At 65.3% G+C, this 18,491-nt stretch carries 14 protein-coding genes and 1 pseudogene; 7 read left to right on the top strand and 8 right to left on the bottom strand.

Annotation, left to right across the window (positions count from 1 at the left end):
• Nucleotides 1-74 precede the first annotated feature (74 nt).
• Entirely contained in the window at nt 75-2,438 is a 2,364-nt protein-coding gene (locus tag PH586_RS13095; protein ID WP_271348337.1) for a DNA polymerase II, read from the top strand.
• Between the two features lie 403 nt (nt 2,439-2,841).
• On the opposite strand, the gene PH586_RS13090 is transcribed toward PH586_RS13095, so the two are convergent.
• Nucleotides 2,842-3,603, bottom strand: a complete 762-nt coding sequence (locus PH586_RS13090) for an alpha/beta hydrolase (RefSeq protein WP_271348205.1) — start codon at nt 3,601-3,603, stop codon at nt 2,842-2,844.
• Nucleotides 3,604-3,832: 229 nt separating this feature from the next.
• On the opposite strand from PH586_RS13090, the gene PH586_RS13085 reads away from it, so the two are divergent.
• The 4 genes from PH586_RS13085 to PH586_RS13070 all read left to right on the top strand — a co-directional run bounded on the left by PH586_RS13085 (nt 3,833) and on the right by PH586_RS13070 (nt 7,818).
• The gene (locus tag PH586_RS13085) at nt 3,833-4,186 is read left to right on the top strand and encodes a RidA family protein (RefSeq protein ID WP_271348204.1); all 354 of its coding nucleotides are present in this window, start codon (nt 3,833-3,835) and stop codon (nt 4,184-4,186) included.
• Nucleotides 4,187-4,602: 416 nt separating this feature from the next.
• On the top strand, nt 4,603-5,976 hold the full coding sequence (gene dsdA / locus PH586_RS13080) for a D-serine ammonia-lyase (protein ID WP_271348203.1): 1,374 nt from the start codon (nt 4,603-4,605) through the stop codon (nt 5,974-5,976).
• Between the two features lie 30 nt (nt 5,977-6,006).
• Nucleotides 6,007-6,957, top strand: a complete 951-nt coding sequence (gene dsdC, locus PH586_RS13075; protein ID WP_271348202.1) for a DNA-binding transcriptional regulator DsdC — start codon at nt 6,007-6,009, stop codon at nt 6,955-6,957.
• 183 nt (nt 6,958-7,140) lie between these two features.
• Nucleotides 7,141-7,818 (top strand): DUF4197 domain-containing protein, encoded by a 678-nt coding sequence (locus PH586_RS13070; protein ID WP_271348201.1) that lies wholly within the window; start codon nt 7,141-7,143, stop codon nt 7,816-7,818.
• Nucleotides 7,819-7,945: 127 nt separating this feature from the next.
• On the opposite strand, the gene gtfA is transcribed toward PH586_RS13070, so the two are convergent.
• From gtfA to PH586_RS13055, 3 genes are all read right to left on the bottom strand, one after another.
• Entirely contained in the window at nt 7,946-9,388 is a 1,443-nt protein-coding gene (gtfA, locus tag PH586_RS13065; RefSeq protein ID WP_271348200.1) for a sucrose phosphorylase, read from the bottom strand.
• A gap of 417 nt (nt 9,389-9,805) precedes the next feature.
• Nucleotides 9,806-12,886 carry an efflux RND transporter permease subunit gene (locus tag PH586_RS13060; RefSeq protein WP_271348199.1) on the bottom strand — a complete coding sequence of 1,027 codons (3,081 nt, stop codon included), beginning with the start codon at nt 12,884-12,886 and terminating at the stop codon, nt 9,806-9,808.
• A 5-nt stretch (nt 12,887-12,891) separates the two neighbouring features.
• Nucleotides 12,892-13,983, bottom strand: coding sequence for an efflux RND transporter periplasmic adaptor subunit (locus PH586_RS13055; RefSeq protein WP_271348198.1), 1,092 nt, complete (start codon nt 13,981-13,983; stop codon nt 12,892-12,894).
• 91 nt (nt 13,984-14,074) lie between these two features.
• On the opposite strand from PH586_RS13055, the gene PH586_RS13050 reads away from it, so the two are divergent.
• A complete protein-coding gene (locus tag PH586_RS13050; protein WP_271348197.1) occupies nt 14,075-14,713 on the top strand; it encodes a TetR/AcrR family transcriptional regulator in 639 nt (212 codons plus the stop codon).
• A gap of 165 nt (nt 14,714-14,878) precedes the next feature.
• On the opposite strand, the gene PH586_RS13045 is transcribed toward PH586_RS13050, so the two are convergent.
• Nucleotides 14,879-15,670 (bottom strand): class I SAM-dependent methyltransferase, encoded by a 792-nt coding sequence (locus PH586_RS13045; RefSeq protein WP_271348196.1) that lies wholly within the window; start codon nt 15,668-15,670, stop codon nt 14,879-14,881.
• A gap of 105 nt (nt 15,671-15,775) precedes the next feature.
• On the opposite strand from PH586_RS13045, the gene PH586_RS13040 reads away from it, so the two are divergent.
• Complete coding sequence (locus PH586_RS13040; RefSeq protein WP_271348195.1) at nt 15,776-16,162, top strand: hypothetical protein; 387 nt, start codon at nt 15,776-15,778, stop codon at nt 16,160-16,162.
• A 24-nt stretch (nt 16,163-16,186) separates the two neighbouring features.
• Here the strand turns inward: PH586_RS13040 and PH586_RS13035 are convergent, their stop codons facing one another.
• The 3 genes and pseudogenes from PH586_RS13035 to PH586_RS13025 form a co-directional block, all read right to left on the bottom strand.
• Nucleotides 16,187-17,224, bottom strand: coding sequence for a GlxA family transcriptional regulator (locus tag PH586_RS13035; protein WP_271348194.1), 1,038 nt, complete (start codon nt 17,222-17,224; stop codon nt 16,187-16,189).
• 132 nt (nt 17,225-17,356) lie between these two features.
• Nucleotides 17,357-17,557 (bottom strand): annotated as a pseudogene (locus tag PH586_RS13030) (SDR family oxidoreductase); the annotation flags it as partial.
• A gap of 102 nt (nt 17,558-17,659) precedes the next feature.
• A complete protein-coding gene (locus PH586_RS13025) occupies nt 17,660-18,478 on the bottom strand; it encodes a pyrroline-5-carboxylate reductase family protein (protein ID WP_271348193.1) in 819 nt (272 codons plus the stop codon).
• Nucleotides 18,479-18,491 lie beyond the last annotated feature (13 nt).

The following is an 18,491-nucleotide window of genomic DNA, read 5'->3' as shown; positions in this document are numbered from 1 at the left end:
CCTGCCCTGCCCGCGCAATCGCGGCCCATGCCACGTAGAATCGCACGGTGAAACAAGGACTTGAGGTTGCAGCGGTGGATCTACAGCAGGGCTTCGTCCTGACCCGACATTGGCGCGATACGCCGGCCGGCACCCAGGTCGAGTTCTGGCTGGCGACTGACGCCGGGCCGCGGCATATCCGCCTGCCGTGTCAGCCCTCGGTGGCGTTTATTCCGGCCGAGCAACGCGCGCTGGCCGAGGCGCTGCTGCGCGGCGAGCGTGACGTCGAGCTGCGCCCGCTGGAGCTGTGCGACTTCCACCATCGGCCGGTGCTCGGCCTGTATTGCCGCCAGCATCGCCAGCTGATGAATATCGACAAAATGCTGCGCAAGGCCGGGGTCGAGGTGTACGAGGCCGATATCCGCCCGCCGGAGCGCTACCTGATGGAGCGTTTCATCACCGCGCCGGTGTGCTTCGGTGGCACGCCGGACGCCAACGGCCTGCTGCTCGAGGCGCAGCTGAAGCCCGCCCCGGCCTATCGCCCGCGCCTGAAGCTGGCGTCCCTGGACATCGAGACCAATGCCCAGGGCGATCTGTATTCGATCGCCCTGGAAGGCTGCGGCCAGCGCCAGGTGTACATGCTCGGCCCGGCCAACGGCGCGGATGTGGCGCTGGATTTTGCCCTGGAATACTGCGCCAGCCGCAAGCAGCTGCTGGAGCGGCTCAATCAGTGGCTGGCTACCCATGATCCCGATGCGATCATCGGCTGGAACCTGGTGCAGTTCGACCTGCGCGTGTTGCACGAGCACGCCCAGCGCCTGCAGGTGCCGTTGCAGCTCGGTCGTGGCGGCGATGCGATGGGCTGGCGCGAGCATGGCAGCCGCAACAATCACTTCTTCGCCGAGGCCGCCGGGCGGCTGATCATCGACGGCATTGAGGCGCTGCGCTCGGCGACCTGGAGCTTCGCCTCGTTCAGCCTGGAGAACGTCGCGCAGACCCTGCTCGGCGAGGGCAAGGACATCGCCACGCCGTACCAGCGCATGGACGCCATCGACCGCATGTTCGCCGAGGACAAGCCGGCCCTGGCGCGCTACAACCTCAAGGACTGCGAGCTGGTCACGCGGATCTTCGCCAAGACCGAGATCCTCACCTTCCTGCTCGAGCGCGCCACCGTCACCGGCCTGCCCGCCGACCGTAGCGGCGGCTCGGTCGCGGCCTTCTGCCACCTGTACATACCGCTGATGCACCGCCAGGGCTTCGTCGCGCCGAACCTCGGCGAGCGGCCGCCGGAGGCCAGCCCCGGCGGCTTCGTGATGAATTCGCAGCCCGGCCTGTACGAGTCGGTGCTGGTGCTCGACTACAAGAGCCTCTACCCGTCGATCATCCGCACCTTCCTCATCGATCCGCTGGGGCTGGTGGAAGGCATGCGCCATCCCGAGGACAGCGCCTCGGTGCCGGGATTTCGCGGCGCGCGCTTCTCGCGCACCCGGCATTGCCTGCCGGCCATCGTCGAGAGCGTCTGGCAGGGCCGCGAGGCGGCCAAGCGCGAGCACAACGCGCCGCTGTCGCAGGCGCTGAAGATCATCATGAACGCCTTCTACGGGGTGCTCGGCTCCAGCGGCTGCCGCTTCTTCGACCCGCGCCTGGCGTCCTCGATCACCCTGCGCGGCCACGAGATCATGCGCCGGACCCGCGAGCTGATCGAGGCCGAAGGCCATGCGGTGATCTACGGCGACACCGACTCGACCTTCGTCTGGCTCAGGCGCGCGCATGGCGAGGACGAGGCGGCGCAGATCGGCCGCGCCCTGGTGCAGCGTGTCAACCAGTGGTGGCGCGCGCACCTGCGCCGGGAGTACGACCTGGAAAGCGCCCTGGAGCTGCAGTACGAGACCCATTACAGCCGCTTCCTGATGCCGACCATCCGCGGCGCCGAAGAGGGCAGCAAGAAGCGCTACGCCGGCCTGGTCGTGGCGGCAGACGGCAGCCGCGAGATGGTTTTCAAGGGCCTGGAAACCGTGCGCAGCGACTGGTCGCCGCTGGCCCGGCAGTTCCAGCGCGAGCTGTACCTGCTGATCTTCAACCGGCAACCCTACCAGGACTATGTGCGCAACTACGTGCGCCGCACCCTGGCCGGCCAGCTCGATGAGCTGCTGATCTACCGCAAGCGCCTGCGCCGCCGGCTGGACGACTACCAGCGCAATGTGCCGCCGCATGTGCGTGCGGCGCGCATGGCCGATGAATACAACGACCAGCACGGCCGCCCGCGCCAGTACCAGAACGGCGGCTGGATCAGCTACGTGATCACCCTCGCCGGCCCCGAACCGCTGGAGACCCGGCGTACCCCCATCGACTACGAGCACTACCTGACGCGCCAGCTGCAGCCGGTGGCGGACGCCATCCTGCCGTTCGTCGGCGACGATTTCTCCCGCCTGGTCGGCGGCCAGCTCGGCCTGTTCTAAGTACGCCGACGCTGCGCAGATGCCGTCTACAGGAGGAGGAATCACTCGCCGCAGGCGGTGCACCCTGGAGCAGCGACGCGGCGCACATCCGGCGGATTGTCGCTGCGCTCCGAAGCCGCCCTACGTCTTGGCGAGCTGCCGAATCTGAAGCGGTCGCCGTAGTTGTGAACATATCGAGCGCAACGCCGTAGCGGGCGTATTTGCCGATCAGTAGGGTGTCACTCGCCGCAGGCAGTGCACCGATGGTTGATCGGGGTGGCACACAGCTGGCGGGCTGTCGCTGCGCTCCGAGCGGACGGCGACCCGGCCGCCCTACGTCCAGGCGGACTGCCGAAGTTGAAGCTGGCGCCATCCGGGAAATCCCCCGGGTTACCCTGGCGCTGATCCAGGCTACCAACGCCGCTCACAGCGCGGCGCGCAGCAAAGGCAGGTACGCGGGGCTCTCGGAGATCGAGTTGTGATCCTGGCCCGGGATCACCTTGAGCATGGCCACGCCGGGTGGGAAATGCCGGTAAAGCGCCTCGGTACTCGACAAGGGGATGACTTCGTCCTGCTCGGCGGCGACCAGCAGGGTCGGCACCCGGATACGCGCGGCATAGGTCGAGGACTCGAACCTGTCCTTGAGCAGCCACTTGATCGGCAGGTAGGGGAACTGCCGCGTAGCGAACGCCTGCAGGCTGTCGAATGGCGTGATCAACACCAGCCGCGAGGCCGGGCGCTGGCTGGCCAGACGAATGGCGACCCCCGCCCCCAGGCTGCGCCCCATTAGCATGGTCTGCGGGTGCGCGGCGTGCACCCGGTCGAACAGGGCCAGGGCATCGCGCTGGATCGCCTCCTCGGAGGGCGAGCCGGCACTGCCGCCATAGCCGCGGTAGTGCAGCAAGTACAGGGCATGCTCGGGAAAGGCCTGGGTAAACGCGGGCAGGTTCAGCGAAACGTCCTCGGCATTGCCACCGAAGTAGATCAGCGCCTTCGGCCCGGCGTGGGGCCTGATCGACACCAGCACCTCGGCATCGTCCACCGCCAGCCTGAGCAGGGTGTCGGGCCGGCTGATGGTGAGCGGTTGCGGGAAGTAGATGAGGCTGCGCTGGAACATCCACACCGCGACGCAGATCGCCACGTACACGGCGGCAAGCACTGCCAGGAGCGGAAGTATTCGCGACATGCGCTTAGCCTCGTATCGGCTATGCAGCCGGGCTGAACGACTGCGACGGAGTGCGTGCAGCGGTTGTGGAACAATCCAGCGCTTGCGCGCAACCGACGCAGGGCGTTTGCAGGCGGCCGCCGCAGGCGCGGGTTTATCACAACCACTCACAGCTTCAGCATAGGTTTATCCGCCCGGCCCCGCTAAGCTCGGCGTGTCATCCCATAATCCAACCCTCACAGGAGCTTTCATGAGCATTAGCCGATACGAAACAGCCGCCCGCATGAGCCGAGTCGTGGTGCATAACCAGACCGCCTATCTATGCGGGCAGGTGGCAGAAGACCGCAGCGCCGGCATTCAGGAACAAACGCGGACCATGCTGGCCAAGGTCGATACCTTGCTGGAATCGGTCGGCAGCAATCGCGAACAGCTGCTGTCCGCCACCATCTACCTGAAGGACATGAGCCTGTTCGCCGAGATGAACAGCGTATGGGACAGCTGGGTACCAACCGGTTTCGCCCCCGCGCGGGCCTGCGTGGAAGCCTCGATGGCCAGCCCCGAACTGCTGGTAGAAATCTCGGTGATTGCTGCCGTCGGTAATTGATGGAAGGCGAACCGTTGCGCGGTTGCTGAGCGTGGATTCGAGCGCAACCTCATGGAAGCGGTTGCAGCAGGCGCAATGCTGTTCACTTAAGCCAAGTGGCCAGCATTTTTTGTGGATCCTGTGTTCATGTGCAAGGTCTGCGGCATCGTAGGGTGGATCGGGATGCGTAGCTGACGCTTTACCCATCCACCGCAACGATGGTGGATGAAAAAGGCGTCACCCACCCGACTGCAGGTTGCAGCAGCGGGCGCTTTTCCAGCCCCGCACACTATTGCTGGGCATAGACGATCCTGGGTCATCTATCCGCTGCACAAACATCCTTTGTCGGCCACACCGCGGCGCCGTCTAATGGCAGCGCTCCGCGGCCGGTTCATCTCTCCGCACGCAGCCGAACATCCAACCCGAGGAACCTACCCATGCTGCTTGGCAAATCCCTCACCACCTGGTGCAACGAGTATCCGCTGCTCGATGAGTTGATTGCGCTGCGGGAAACCAGCTGGTTCAACCCGGGGGTTGCCGGCGCGACCGAAGCCTTGGCCGATGTCGGGCTGACTAGCGCCGACGTCGACGACGCCAGCGCGCGCCTGGCACGCTTTGCACCCTATATCGCCCGGGCATTCCCGGAGACCGCGGCCAGTGCCGGGATCATCGAGTCGGGCATCCGCGCGGTGCCGCACCTGCAGGCGCGATTAGCCGAACGCTATGGGCTGGGCGACAGCGGTGCGCTGTGGCTCAAGCTGGACAGCCACCTGCCCATCTCCGGATCGATCAAGGCGCGTGGCGGCATCTATGAGGTGCTCAAGCATGCCGAGGATCTGGCGCTGGCCGCAGGCTTGCTGCAGCCAAGCGACGACTACGGAGTGCTCGACAGCGACGCGACCCGGGCCTTCTTCGGCCGCTACAAGATCGCCGTCGGCTCGACCGGCAACCTGGGCCTGTCGATCGGCATCGTCAGCGCCCGCCTGGGCTTTCAGGCCACGGTGCACATGTCCGCCGATGCCCGCCAATGGAAGAAGGACAAGCTGCGCGCCCATGGCGTCAGCGTGGTCGAGTACGACTCCGATTACAGCGTCGCGGTGGCCGAGGGGCGCCAGCAGGCCAGCGCCGACCCTTACTGCCACTTCGTCGATGACGAGAACTCAACCAGCCTGTTCCTCGGCTATGCCGTCGCCGCGCAACGCTTGCAGCAACAGTTCGCGGCCGCCGCGATCCGTGTCGATGTCGAGCACCCGCTGTTCGTCTACCTGCCCTGTGGCGTCGGCGGCGGTCCAGGCGGGGTGGCCTTCGGTCTCAAGCTGGCGTTCGGCGATGCGGTGCATTGCCTGTTTGCCGAGCCCACCCACTCGCCCTGCATGCTGATCGGGGTCCATACCGGTAGACATGACCAGGTCTCGGTGCAGGACTTCGGCATCGACAACCTCACCGCCGCCGATGGCCTGGCGGTCGGGCGCCCGTCCGGCTTTGTCGGGCGCGCCATGCAGCGTTCGATCGACGGCTACTACACAGTCAGCGACGAAGAGCTGTATCGTCTGCTGGCGCTGCTGGACAGCAGCGAAGGCCTGCGCCTCGAACCCTCGGCACTGGCCGGCGTGCCGGGCATGGCCCGGGTGCTGACCGAGCAGCAGGATTATCGCGCGCGCATGCAGCTGACCCCGACCCGGATGGCCCGGGCCACCCACCTGATCTGGGCCACCGGCGGCAGCATGGTGCCCGCGGCGGAAATGGTCGCTTATCTCGCCAAGGGCCGGCAGCTGTTGCAGGCCGAACCGACTGATAGCGGTGGTCGCTGATCCGACACCACTCACTGCTGGAATGACGTCATGCTGAATCTTCCCCCTCGGATTGGCGCCGGCCTCGACAGTAGCCAGTTCGCCAACCTGCATACCTTCCATGCGGCGGCGCGCCATCTGAGCTTTGCCCGCGCGGCAGACGAGCTGTGCCTGACGCCGAGCGCCGTCAGCCACCGCATTGCCCGCCTGGAGCGCGGGCTGGGGCTGAAACTGTTCCAACGCCTGACCCGGCAGATCCGCCTGACCGCGGAGGGCGAACGCATCTTCAACATCCTGCAAGGTGCGCTGGGCCAGTTGCTCGAAGCCTTGCAGCAGGCTCCGGGCGCCGAAATCGCCGGGCCGCTGGCGATCTATGTCCGCCCCTCGCTCGCCGAATGCTGGCTGGTGCCGAGGCTGGCCGACTTTACTGCCCGCTACCCCGCGGTTGCCCTGGATATCCGGGTGGGCAACGACACGGTCGATTTCCGCACCCAGAACATCGATTTGGCGCTGTATTTCACCCGCGATGAGTTCCCGGGACTGATCGCCGGCAAACTGATGGACGAACAGATCGCACCGGTGTGCAGCCCGCAGTATGCCCGGCGTCATGGCTTGCTGGACAACCCGGACAACCTTGCGCAGTGCACCTTGCTGCATGACTCCCTGGCCTGGGACAACGCCGCCTACAATGCCGAATGGCAACTGTGGGCCAGGCACTCGGGGATGGAGGCCAAGCTGCCTCCGCGCAGCCTCACCTTCGACCGTTCCGACCTCTGCGTGCTGGCGGCCGTCAATCATGCGGGGGTCGCCATCGGCCGCTCTCGACTGGTGCAACAGCGGCTTGAGCGCGGCGAACTCATCCTGCCATTCGGCGGCGTCGCGCTGACCAGTCGCTGCCACTACCAGCTGGTGCACCCAGCCCTCGAGACCATGCCGAGCCGGCTGCAGGTCTTCATCGACTGGCTGCACGAATGCGTCGCGGCCGACGCCGGACGGGCATAAGGACGCTCCAGAGCCTGTGAAAAAATCGCGCACCGCAGCGAGAGCGTCGCCAGGTGTTCGCTACATCAGCAGCCCGCGCCTGGGGACGGTCGCAGTGGGCGAGCGTTTTCTTCACCCGCTGTTTGCACCAGCGCCCCGCTCCGCTACCCTCGCGGCATACCTCAGCGCAAGAAGGATCCGCCCATGTTTCGCATCACCACCCTCGTTGCCGGCCTGGCCCTGTCTGCCAGCGCTTTTGCCCTGTCGCTCGCCGACCTGACCCAGCAGGATGCCAGCGGCGGGCTCAAGGATGCCTTGATCCAGGGCGCCCAGGTGGCCGTCAAGCAACTGGGCGCACCAGGCGGCTTCAGCAATAACCCGGCGGTACGCATCGAGCTGCCGGGTAACCTCGGCAAGGCGGCGCGAACCATGAAGATGATGGGCATGGGTGCCCAGGTGACGCAGCTGGAAACCAGCATGAACCAGGCCGCCGAAGCCGCCGTACCCCAGGCCCAGGCCTTGCTGGTGGAGGCGGTGAAGAAGATGAGCGTGCAGGACGCCAAGGGCATCCTCGCCGGCCCGCAGGATTCGGCCACCCAGTACCTGAACAGAAGCAGCCGCGAACAGATCCGCGCGCGTTTCCTGCCGATCGTCAAGCAGGCCACCGCCCAGGTCGGCCTGGCCCAGCAATACAATGCCTTTGCCGGCCAGGCCGCGAGCTTCGGCGTGATCGACGCGAAGAGCGCCTCTATCGAAAACTACGTCACCGAGCAGGCGCTGGACGGCTTGTTCACGATGATCGCCCAACAGGAAGCCAGCCTCCGCCAGAACCCGGCGGGCGCGGCGACCAGCCTGGCGAAGAAGGTGTTCGGCGCGCTGTAACACGGGTTCGCGCCAATATGAAAAAGCCAGACCCTGGGGTCTGGCTTCTTGTGCAGCTACGTCGCTGATTCAACGCGCCTGACGCGGGGCTTACTTGCCCGACTACCAGCCGGCTTACCGTGCCGGCTCAGCACCTGAAGGACGTCTCCTCGCCACCCTCGGGACCGGTGCAGGTAATCGTGGCGGTGCGGAAGTTCAGGTCGACGTACAGGTGGCAGCAATGCTCGCCGGCGCGCCAGCCCATGGACACGCTCGACACGTTCGACTGGTGCAGCTCGAACTCGCCGGCGAAGGCCGGGTGGGTCGAGCGCAGCTCCATCAGACTCAGCAGACGCTGCACCACCGGGGCCTGCAAGGCCTGCTCGGCCTCGTCCACGGAATAGTAGTGGCGGTTGATTTCCCGCGCCTCGCCGGTTTCCTCCAACAGCTCGGTGTCGTTGTGGCCGGCCAGCAGGCCGACGTAGTAGACCTGGGGAATGCCTGGGGTGAAGAACTGGATCGCCCGGGCGGCGATGTAGGCGTCCTCGTTGCCCTGCAGGGCATCGAAGAAGGTGCAGGTGAGCTGGTAGATCGCGCCGACGCTGTGCACGTTGGCGGCGGAACGACGCAGGATGGGGTCGGCGCTGCGTTCCGAGACGTTCTGGATCAGTGCTTCGATATGCTCGCGCGGGAGGATTTCCTCCACATCCGGAATGCAGATGCCGTCGTGGGTATCGAGCACGGTGATCTGGTTGTGCGGGCACATGCGCAACCAGGACTTCAGGTACTGGCTGTTGCCGTCGAGCAGCGTGTACAGCAGCAGGGGCGGCAGCGCGAAGGCATAGGACCACATGCCGCGCGCCGAGATGGCGTACTGCCAACTCGGGTGGTCGTGCACCTCGGGCAGTATCTCTATGCCCTTGCTCGCCGCCGTGTTCTTGAACCAGTCGAGGATGTGCCACACCTGCGGTTCGACCAGAAAGCAGCTGGTGCCGATCTTCTTGGTGGTGTAGCCGAAGGCATCCAGGCGCAACAGCTTGACCCCGCGCTCGGCGAGATAGGTGATGGTGTCGGCCATCATCTGGTAGGTCGCCGGCGAGTCGTAGTTGAGGTCGATCTGCCGTTCGGTGAAAGTGCACCAGACCCGCCCGCTGCTGCCGTCGGCAAAGGTGATGTCGCGGAACGGCTCCTTTTCCTTGCGGATGTGGATCTTCGCCAGGTCGTCCGGGCCGATCTCGCCCAGGCTGTCGACATCGACGAAGATCTCGGCCCACTGCGAGGCCTTGCCCTTTTGCAGGTAGTCCTGGAACTCCGGCGAGTCATCGGCCAGGTGATTGAGTACCAGATCCAGACAGACATCGTAGTGCGCGGTCAGGCGCTCGATGTCGGCCCAATCGCCTAGCGCCGGGTCGATGCGCTTGTGCGTCAGCGGCGAGAAACCACTGTCGGCATTCGACGGAAAGGGCGGCAGCACATGCACCCCGCCCACCGCGCGACCGAGCTTGTGCTCGACGAAATTGGCCAGGTCAGCCAGATCCGCACCGATGCGGTTGGGATAGGCGATCAAGTGGACGGTATTTTTCAATGACATGCTAAGTCTCCCTGAATTCATGCAATTTAGTGCAACCCATGCAATGAGCAGCAGAAGACAAACCAGCGCAGGAATCAGGCCTGCAACGCAACGGATTCACGCGCAACACACCACGCCTGCCGGCAACTGCCTGCAACAACCGTAACAGCTTGAGCCCGGGATGTGGGCGGACAGCGCCCGCCAGAATCGGTTCGGTGCCGCGTAGAGTGGGACGGACAGCGGGACTTTTGCCCGGCCAAACGCCGGCGCTATCGGCGACTACCCGGAGGATTGCACCGCGCCCGGCGACTTATCCGCCAAGCTGAAGTGGCGGCGTCGCCCCTGCAGCCTGGCAGCGCCGGCAGACCAACACTGGCGCTGGAAATAACGCCGCTCCCCTGGCTCAAGGGAACGGCGCGGCTCAGCTCAGCGGGCGGACTAAGCTGCCGGGGATGGCTCTTGCTTGACCCGGAACCAGGCGGCATAGAGTGCCGGCAGGAACAACAGGGTCAGCGCCGTGGCGACGACCAGGCCGCCCATGATGGCCACCGCCATCGGCCCGAAGAACACGCTGCGCGACAGCGGGATCATCGCCAGCACCGCCGCCAGGGCGGTCAGCACGATGGGCCGGAAGCGTCGTACCGTGGCTTCGATGATGGCGTTCCAGCTGTCCATCCCGGCCGCCCTGTCCTGCTCGATCTGGTCAACCAGGATCACCGAATTGCGCATGATCATGCCGGACAGGGCGATGGTGCCCAGCATGGCGACGAAGCCGAACGGCTGGCGGAAGATCAGCAGGAACAGGGTCACGCCGATCAGACCCAGCGGCGCGGTGAGGAACACCATGGCCGAGCGCGAGAAGCTTTTCAGTTGCAGCATCAACAGGGTCAGCACCACCACGATAAACAGCGGCACCCCGGCATTCACCGACTGCTGCCCGCGCGCCGAGTCCTCGACCGTGCCGCCGACTTCCAGCAGGTAGCCATCGGGCAGCGCCGCGCGGATCGGCTCAAGGGTCGGCAGGATCTGTTTGACCAGACTGGCCGGCTGCTCCTTGCCGTAGATGTCGGCGCGCACGGTGACGGTCGGCAAGCGGTTGCGGTGCCAGATCACCCCTTCCTCGAACCCGTATTCAAGGATGGCGATCTGCGCCAAGGGCACGCTGGTACCGCTGTCGGTGGGTATCGCCAGGCTCGGCAAGAGACTCAGTTGCTGGCGCTCGCTGAGGGTGCCGCGCAGCAGAATCTCGATCAGCTCGTTACCTTCGCGGTACTGGCTCACCGACGAGCCGGTCAGCGAACTGCGCAGAAAGCGCGACAGGTCGGCGGTGCTGATGCCCAGGGCACGGGCACGCTCCTGGTCGATATTCAGGCGCACCACCTTGCTCGGTTCTTGCCAATCCAGGTGCACGTTGGCCACATGCGGGTTGTCGCGCACCTTGTCCGCCACCTCGCGGGCCAGGGCACGAACCTCGTCGATATGCTCGCCGGAGACCCGCAACTGCACCGGGTAGCCGACCGGCGGGCCGTTCTCCAGGCGCGAAACGCGGGTACGCAGGGTCGGGAATTCTTCACTCAGGGTGGTGATCAGCCAGCTGCGGAGTTTTTCGCGCTCCTCGATGCTTTTCGCCAGCACCACGAACTGGGCGAAGCTGGCCGCCGGCAGTTGCTGGTCGAGCGGCAGGTAGAAGCGCGGCGAGCCGGTGCCGACATAGGCCACATAATTGTCGATGCCCTCGTGGCCATTGAGCAGTTGCTCGAGATGCGTGACCTGCTCTGCAGTGGCGCTCAACGAGGCGCCTTCGCCAAGCTTGAGGTCGACCATCAGCTCCAGGCGTCCGGAGGCGGGAAAGAACTGCTGCGGCACGAAACGGAACAGCATGATCGAGGCGACGAACACCGCGAGGGTCAGCAGGATCACCGTCTTGCGCCGACGCACGCACCACTGCACGGTACGCCGCACGCGCTGATAGAAGGGTGTCGCGTAGGGGTCATGCCCCCCGGCGCTGCTGCCATGCTTGGTCGCATGCAGCTTGGCCAGGTCTGGCAGCAGCTTGGCGCCCAGGTAGGGCACGAACATCACCGCGGCGACCCATGACACCAGCAAGGCGATGGTCACCACCTGGAAGATCGAACGGGTGTACTCGCCGGTGCCGGACTGGGCGAGAGCAATCGGCAGAAAGCCGGCGGCGGTGATCAGGGTGCCGGTGAGCATCGGGAAGGCAGTGCTGGTCCAGGCATAGCTGGCCGCCTTGATGCGGTCGTAGCCCTGCTCCATCTTGATCGCCATCATCTCCACGGCAATGATCGCGTCATCGACCATCAGCCCCAGTGCCAACACCAGCGCGCCGAGGGAGATCTTGTGCAGGCCAATGCCCAGGTAGTACATGGCGGCGAAGGTCATCGCCAGCACCAGCGGAATCGACAGCGCCACCACCAGGCCGGTGCGCAGGCCGAGGGAGAAAAAGCTCACCAGCAGGACGATGATCACCGCCTCGGTGAGTACGCGGACGAACTCGCCGACGCCGGTCTTCACCGCCGCCGGTTGATCCGAGACCTTGCGCAGCTGCATGCCGGCTGGCAGGGTTTCCTGCAGGCGGGCGAAGTCGACTTCCAGGGCATCACCCAGCACCAGGATGTCACCGCCAGCCTTCATCGATACGGCCAGGCCGATCGCGTCTTCACCCATGAAGCGCATGCGCGGTGCGGGTGGGTCGTTGAAGCCGCGCTTGACCTCGGCCACATCGCCGATGCGGAAGGTCCGCTCGGCCACCCGGATCGGGAAGTTGCGGATGTCCTCGACCGACTCGAAACTACCGGTGACCCGCAGGCGCACGCGGTCCGAGAGGGTTTCGAAGAAGCCCGCCGCCGCCACGGCGTTCTGCTCCTCCAGCGCCTGCTGCACCACGCCCAACGGCAGGCCGAGGGTGGCCAGCTTGGTGTTGGACAATTCGATCCAGATCTTCTCGTCCTGCAGACCGATCAGGTCGACCTTGCCTACATCCTTGACTCGCTGCAGCTGCAGCTGCACGCGATCGGCATAGTCCTTGAGCACCGCGTAGTCGAAACCTGCGCCGGTCAATGCATAGATATTGCCGAAGGTGGTGCCGAACTCGTCGTTGAAGAACGGCCCCTGAATCCCCGAGGGCAAGGTGTGGCGAATATCGCCGACCTTCTTGCGCACCTGGTACCAGAGGTCGGGAATCTCTTCGGAATGCATCGAGTCGCGCGCGACGAAGGTCACCATGGATTCGCCAGGTCGCGAGAAGGACACGATCCGCTCGTACTCGCCGGTCTCCATCAGCTTTTTTTCGATGCGCTCGGTGACCTGGCTGGCGATTTCCTCGGCGCTGGCGCCCGGCCAGTTGGTGCGCACCACCATGGCCTTGAAGGTGAACGGCGGGTCTTCGCTCTGGCCCAGTTTGGTATAGGAAATACCGCCGACCACCGCCAGCAACAACATGATGTAGAGCACGATCTGACGATTGCGCAGCGCCCAGGCGGACAGGTTGAAATCCATCGAGGCTACTCCTTGGCTGCCAGCTTGACCGTGCGGTTATTGCGGTCGACCGGACGCACCTGCTGGCCTTCGCGCAGCACCTGCACGCCGGCAGCGACTACCCAGTCTTGCGCCTGCAGGCCATCGAGCACCGGCACGCTGTTCTCGGCATAGGCACCGATGCGCACGGCCGTGCGCTTGAGCCTGGAGTCCTTGGGGTCGACCACCCAGACGTAGGGCTGGCCTTTTTCCGCGGACAACGCCGACAGCGGCACCGACAACGGCACTGCGCCGTTGTGGGCGATGAATACCCGGGCACTCTGGCCCAGCTCGGCCGGCACCTCGCCTGCGCTGAAGGCCACGCGTGCGGCAAAGGTGCGCGACTGGGCGTCGGCCGACGGCGATATCTCGCGAATCCGCCCGGGGTAGCGTTGATCCGGCTGCGACCAGAGTTCGACCGCCACTGGCTGGCCGACCTTGAAGCGCTCGTAGGCTTGTTCGGGCAGGCTGATCGAGACTTCACGCTCGCCATCGACGGCCAGGGTGAACACCGACTGCCCCGCCGCCACCACCTGGCCGACCTCGACCATGCGCCGGGCAATCACGCCATCCTGGGAGGCGCGCAACACGGCGTAACCGGCCTGATTGCTGGCCACCTCGAACTCGGCCTTGACCTGCTTGAGGCGCGCCATGCCCGAGCGGTAGAGGTTTTCAGCGTTGTCGTATTGCGAACGACTGACCAGGTTGCGCCCCAGCAGGGTCTTGTAACGGTCGCGTTCGGCCTTTACCAGCTGCAGGTTGGCCTCGGCCGCGGCCACTTGCGCGCGCATGGCCTCGAGCTGCAGGCGCACATCCTGCGGATCCAGTTCGGCCAGCGGCTGATCCTTGCGCACATGGTTGCCCACTTCGACCAGGCGCTTGGTCACCTTGCCGCCGATGCGGAAGGCCAGTTCAGGCTCCAGGCGCGCGCGCACCTCGCCGGCATAGGCATCCATCATTTCGGTCGCCGGTTGCGGCTGCACCACCATGGCGGGACGAATAGACTGCTCGACCGGCTCACCCTTACCACAGGCAGCAAGCAGAGCGACGAGGCTGACAATCAAGGCATGGCGAAACATGATGAATGACCTTTCGCGAAGGTTTGGAATAATTGTACTGGCGGGTATAGTAGGAATAGCAAACTCACCAGTCCAGTATTAAAAGCAGCCAATGCCCAACAAGTTGTTAGCGCCCAGCGGCCCAGGCCGCCCAAAAGACCTCATCAAGCGCCAGGCCATCCTGGAGGCGGCGAAAAGCCTGTTCCTCAGTCAGGGGTACGATGGCAGCAGCATGGACGCCATCGCCGCCGAAGCCGGGGTGTCCAAACTGACGGTGTACAACCACTTCACCGATAAGGAGACCCTGTTCTCCGCGGCGGTGAAGGCGAAGTGCCAGGAACAGTTACCCGAACTGTTCTTCGAACTACCGCCAGGTGTGCCGATCGAGACTGTGCTGCTGACTATCGGCCGCGGCTTCCATGGGCTGATCAACAGCCACGAGTCGGTGGAGATGCACCGGCTAATGGTGGCCCTGGCCAGCCAGAACCCCAAGCTGTCGCAGATGTTCTACGACGCCGGCCCGCAACGCCTGCTCAACGAGATGGAGCGCCTGCTGAGCAAGGCCGATCTGGCCGGCCAGCTGCGCATCGACGATGCGTCTCGCGCCGCCGATCAGTTCTTCTGCCTGATCAAGGGCGGCGCCAACTTCCGCCTGCTGATCGGCTGCACCAGCCCGCCCCAGGACGAAACCGCCGAACAGCATGTGCGGGGCGCGGTCGACATGTTCGTGCGCGCCTATCGGCCGGACTGAGGGTGCCCGAAGGCTTTTGTAGGATGAGCGCAGCGCGGTTGAGCGTAACGATACCCATCGGCAATCAGCCAGCCAGCACGCAGATCGGCCCCGGCGATTGCCCCCTGCCCTGGAGCCGGGGGGCGGGGGGCGGCTTTGGTTGCGATGGGTATCGCTGCGCTCAACCTACGGACAGTTCGTCGCTGGCAGCTTCTTCAACGCATAGATGTCATAGCGGCTGGTTTTGCCTTCCAGCGCATAGGTCGGCTTGCTGCCGTCGATGACCGGCGCCTTGCGCGGGCGCTTGACCACCACCCTGTGGCTGGCCAGGGCCAGAGCGGCCTGGAGTAGCGCCGGGGCATCCAGGTCGTCGCCGACGAAGGGGCGGAACAGGCGCATTTCCTTTTTCACCAGCGCACTCTTGTCGCGATGGGGGAACATCGGGTCGAGGTAGATCACCTGCGGCGGCTCGCCCTGCCAGTCGCTCATCAACTCGATCGCGTTGCCGGTCAGCAGGCGCATGTGCGCCACGATCGGCCCCACATCCCGATCGAGCGCGGCGCGGGCCAGGCCATCTTCCAACAGGGCCGCGATCAACGGCTGGCGCTCGATCAGGGTCATGCTACAGCCCAGGCTGGCCAGGACGAACGCATCGCGACCGAGCCCGGCGGTGGCATCCAGCACGCGCGGGCGCACGCCCGGCTGCACGCCCACCGCCTTGGCGATCATCTGCCCGGTGCCGCCGCCGAACAGCCGGCGATGCGCCACCGCGCCCTCGACGAAATCCACCCGCACCGGCCCCGGCGCCTGCGGTCCCAGTTCGACCAGCTGCAGCCCCTGCTCACCCAGTTGCAGGGCAAATTGCGCCTCGCCGTCTTGCGCCAAGCCCAGGCGCTCAGCCCAGACGGCAGCGGGCTCGGCCAGATGCGGGGCCAGGGCTTGCATACGAATTGTGGCGCTAGGCCGGGGATTACTCATCGGGAAATATGCTCGAGAAATGTTCAACCCGACCGCCAAGCGGCCGATAACCAAGTGCGCGGCATTTTGCCAGACTTGGCCGCTCGCGGCCGCACCGAGTTCCTTATGATCAATGGCGTTTCCGCTCCCAGTCCCGCACTGACTACCCAGGGCAGCATCCCGAGCCGCAGCAGCCCGGCAGACATTCGCGCCTATCTGGATTTCCAGATCCTCTTCAGCCGGGTCACCTCGGGCCAGCAGCCGCGGATTACCGCCGAGGCCGCAGGCGACCCGCAGGTGGGTACAGAAGTCGCGCCCGCGGGCATCGAGCAAGACAACGACTTTCAGGAGTTCATCGCACAACGCCAGCTCGAGCTGAGCCTGAGACTCAACGCCGAACCCAAGCAAGTCGATCGCTTGACCCTGATGCTGCTCGCCGACGCGTTCAGCGCCGGCAGCCAGAGCGCGCCCATAACGCCCGAGCCGCTGCGCTACCCGCTGACCCTAGTGTAAGCGCGGTTGCGGATGGGGTTGCGCTCAACGCCGACCGTGTGAGGTAGCGCGAAAGCGCCCCGGCGAAATCTCGAAAAACTCGCGAAAGCAGCGACGGAAATGCGAGATGCTGACAAAGCCGCTGGCCACGGCGATATCGGTGAGGGATTTGTTGGTCTGCTGCAGCAGCTGGCGCGCACGGGTCAGGCGCAGCTCCAGGTAATAGCGCGAGGGCGTCGCCTGGACGTAACGGCAGAACAGGCGTTCGATCTGGCGCCTGGAGATATTTACGCACGCGGCGATCTCGTCCACCGTCAGCGGCTCGTCGATGTTGTTGTGCATCAGCTCGAGCGCCAGCTTCAGGTGCTGCGGCAGGGTGGGGTCGCAGTCGACCGCCACTACCGACACGTCCATGACCTCCTGCATCTTGTCGCAGCTCAGCACTTCCTCCACCGCGTGAACCAGGCTGTCGCCACAATCGCGCTTGACCACCTCGAGCATCATGCCCAGCGAACTGTTGGCGCCGGCGCAACCGATCCGCTGGCGATCCAGGACGAAGGCGTGACTGGACAACCTCACCTTGGGAAACAGCTCGGTCATCATGGCCCGGCCGTCCGGGTGAAAGGCACAGTCGTAGCCGTCCAACAGTCCCGCTTCGGCGAGAAAGTAGGCGCCGTTCCATAGCCCGCCGAGCACGGCCCCGGCAACATCGGCCGAGCGCAGCTTGGTTCTGAGCAGCGGATTGGCCTGCAATTGCACGCGAAAACCACCACACACCACTATCAGCTGCTGCTCCTTCTCTTTCAGGTCGGCCAGATGACAGCCCGCCGAGATGGCGATGCCCAGGTCGCTGACCACCACATCCTCGGTGCCACCGACCACCAGCACTTCGTAAAGCGGCATGGCACTCATCAAGTTGGCCGTGACCAGGGCATCCACGGCCCCGGTGAACGCCATCATCGAGAAATTATCCAGCAGCACGAAGGCCACCCGATGCACGGCCATCACGGGTTCGTCACGCTGCACCTTGTCGAGGTGCATGCGGTTCTTGTCCTTCAATACGCTCTCGAACGACGTTCTCATCTGGCAACTCTCAAGCGTCAAAATCTCAAGTCCATATTAAACCCTAGAATTGTCATTACCCTCAGCAATGGGCGACACCAGTCGATGACGGCGGCGACAAGCAGCTCGCCGTCACGGCCATTTACCCATCACTCAGAACGGCAAAGGCAACTTGGCGGTGCGCCCACCGTCGACCACCAGCACCTGGCCGGTGACGAAGGCGGCCTCGTCCGAGGCGAGAAACACCACCGCGCCACCGACGTCCTGCGGGGTGCCGGTGCGCCCGGCCTTGGAGGCGCAGTAGGCGGCATGCTGCGGGTTGGCGCCGAGGCCTTCGATCGAGCCTACATAGATGGGTGTATCGGGCGGCCAACGGGGCGGGCGGCAGCCCCACGGGATTGAGAACTCGGTGCCAGCATGGCCGGCAGAACCCTATCGGGCACGCCTGCCAGTGGTTTAGTTCGAGTCCTGCGCGAAGCGGCTTTTCATCTGCTGCGCCGCCGCTTCGGCCGCCTCCAGCCCGGCCTCGACAGCCTGCTTGAAACCGGCATCGATCATCGCCTGCAGGCCCGCCGCCGTGGTGCCGCGGTAGTCGAGCATGGCCTGGACCATGGCGGCCGGCAGCATGCCGTCGTGGCCGAGCAGCTGGCTCGCGCCCACTACCACGCCACGCACCGCGTTTTCGGCGATCTGCCGGGGCAGCCCCCTGGCCAGGGCATGGGCCAGCAGCGCCTCGGCCAGCAACGCCGGGTAGGCCGCTCCGGAGCCGACCAGCCCGGTGAGGTAGTCGAGATCGGCCTCGGAGAACACCTCGTCGGCGCTGCCGCAAGCCTCGAACATGGCCTGGGTAAAGGCCCTGTCGGCGGCCGTGACCTCGGCAGTGGCGAACCAGGGCGTGTAGCACTGACCGATCTCGGCCGCCGCATTAGGCATGGCGCGAATCACCCGGCGGCTGCCGCTACGCTCGACCAGAGTGGCGAGCGAGACGCCGGCCATGAAGGAAATCACCAGCTTGTCGCCGGCATCGACCTGGACGCTGGCAAACTGCTCGGGGCGCACCGACAGCACGATGATGTCGGCCTGGTGCACCAGCTGGCGATTGTCCGTGGTCAGCCGCACCTCGGGCCAGGCCTCGAAGCCCTCGACCCGCCCGGAACGGCTGGAGAGGATCAGACTGGCCGCCGGCATCACGCCCTTTTCGAGCATGGCGGCGCCGATCGAACGGCCCAGCCAGCCGCCACCACCGATGATGCCGACTTTCAATTGACTAAACATGCGGCCCCCTATG

This window comes from Pseudomonas aestuarii, from assembly GCF_027988105.1.
Taxonomy (GTDB): Bacteria; Pseudomonadota; Gammaproteobacteria; order Pseudomonadales; family Pseudomonadaceae; genus Aquipseudomonas; species Aquipseudomonas aestuarii.
Note: the sequence above shows the minus strand (reverse complement) of the source record. Positions and strands in the feature narration are given on the sequence as shown.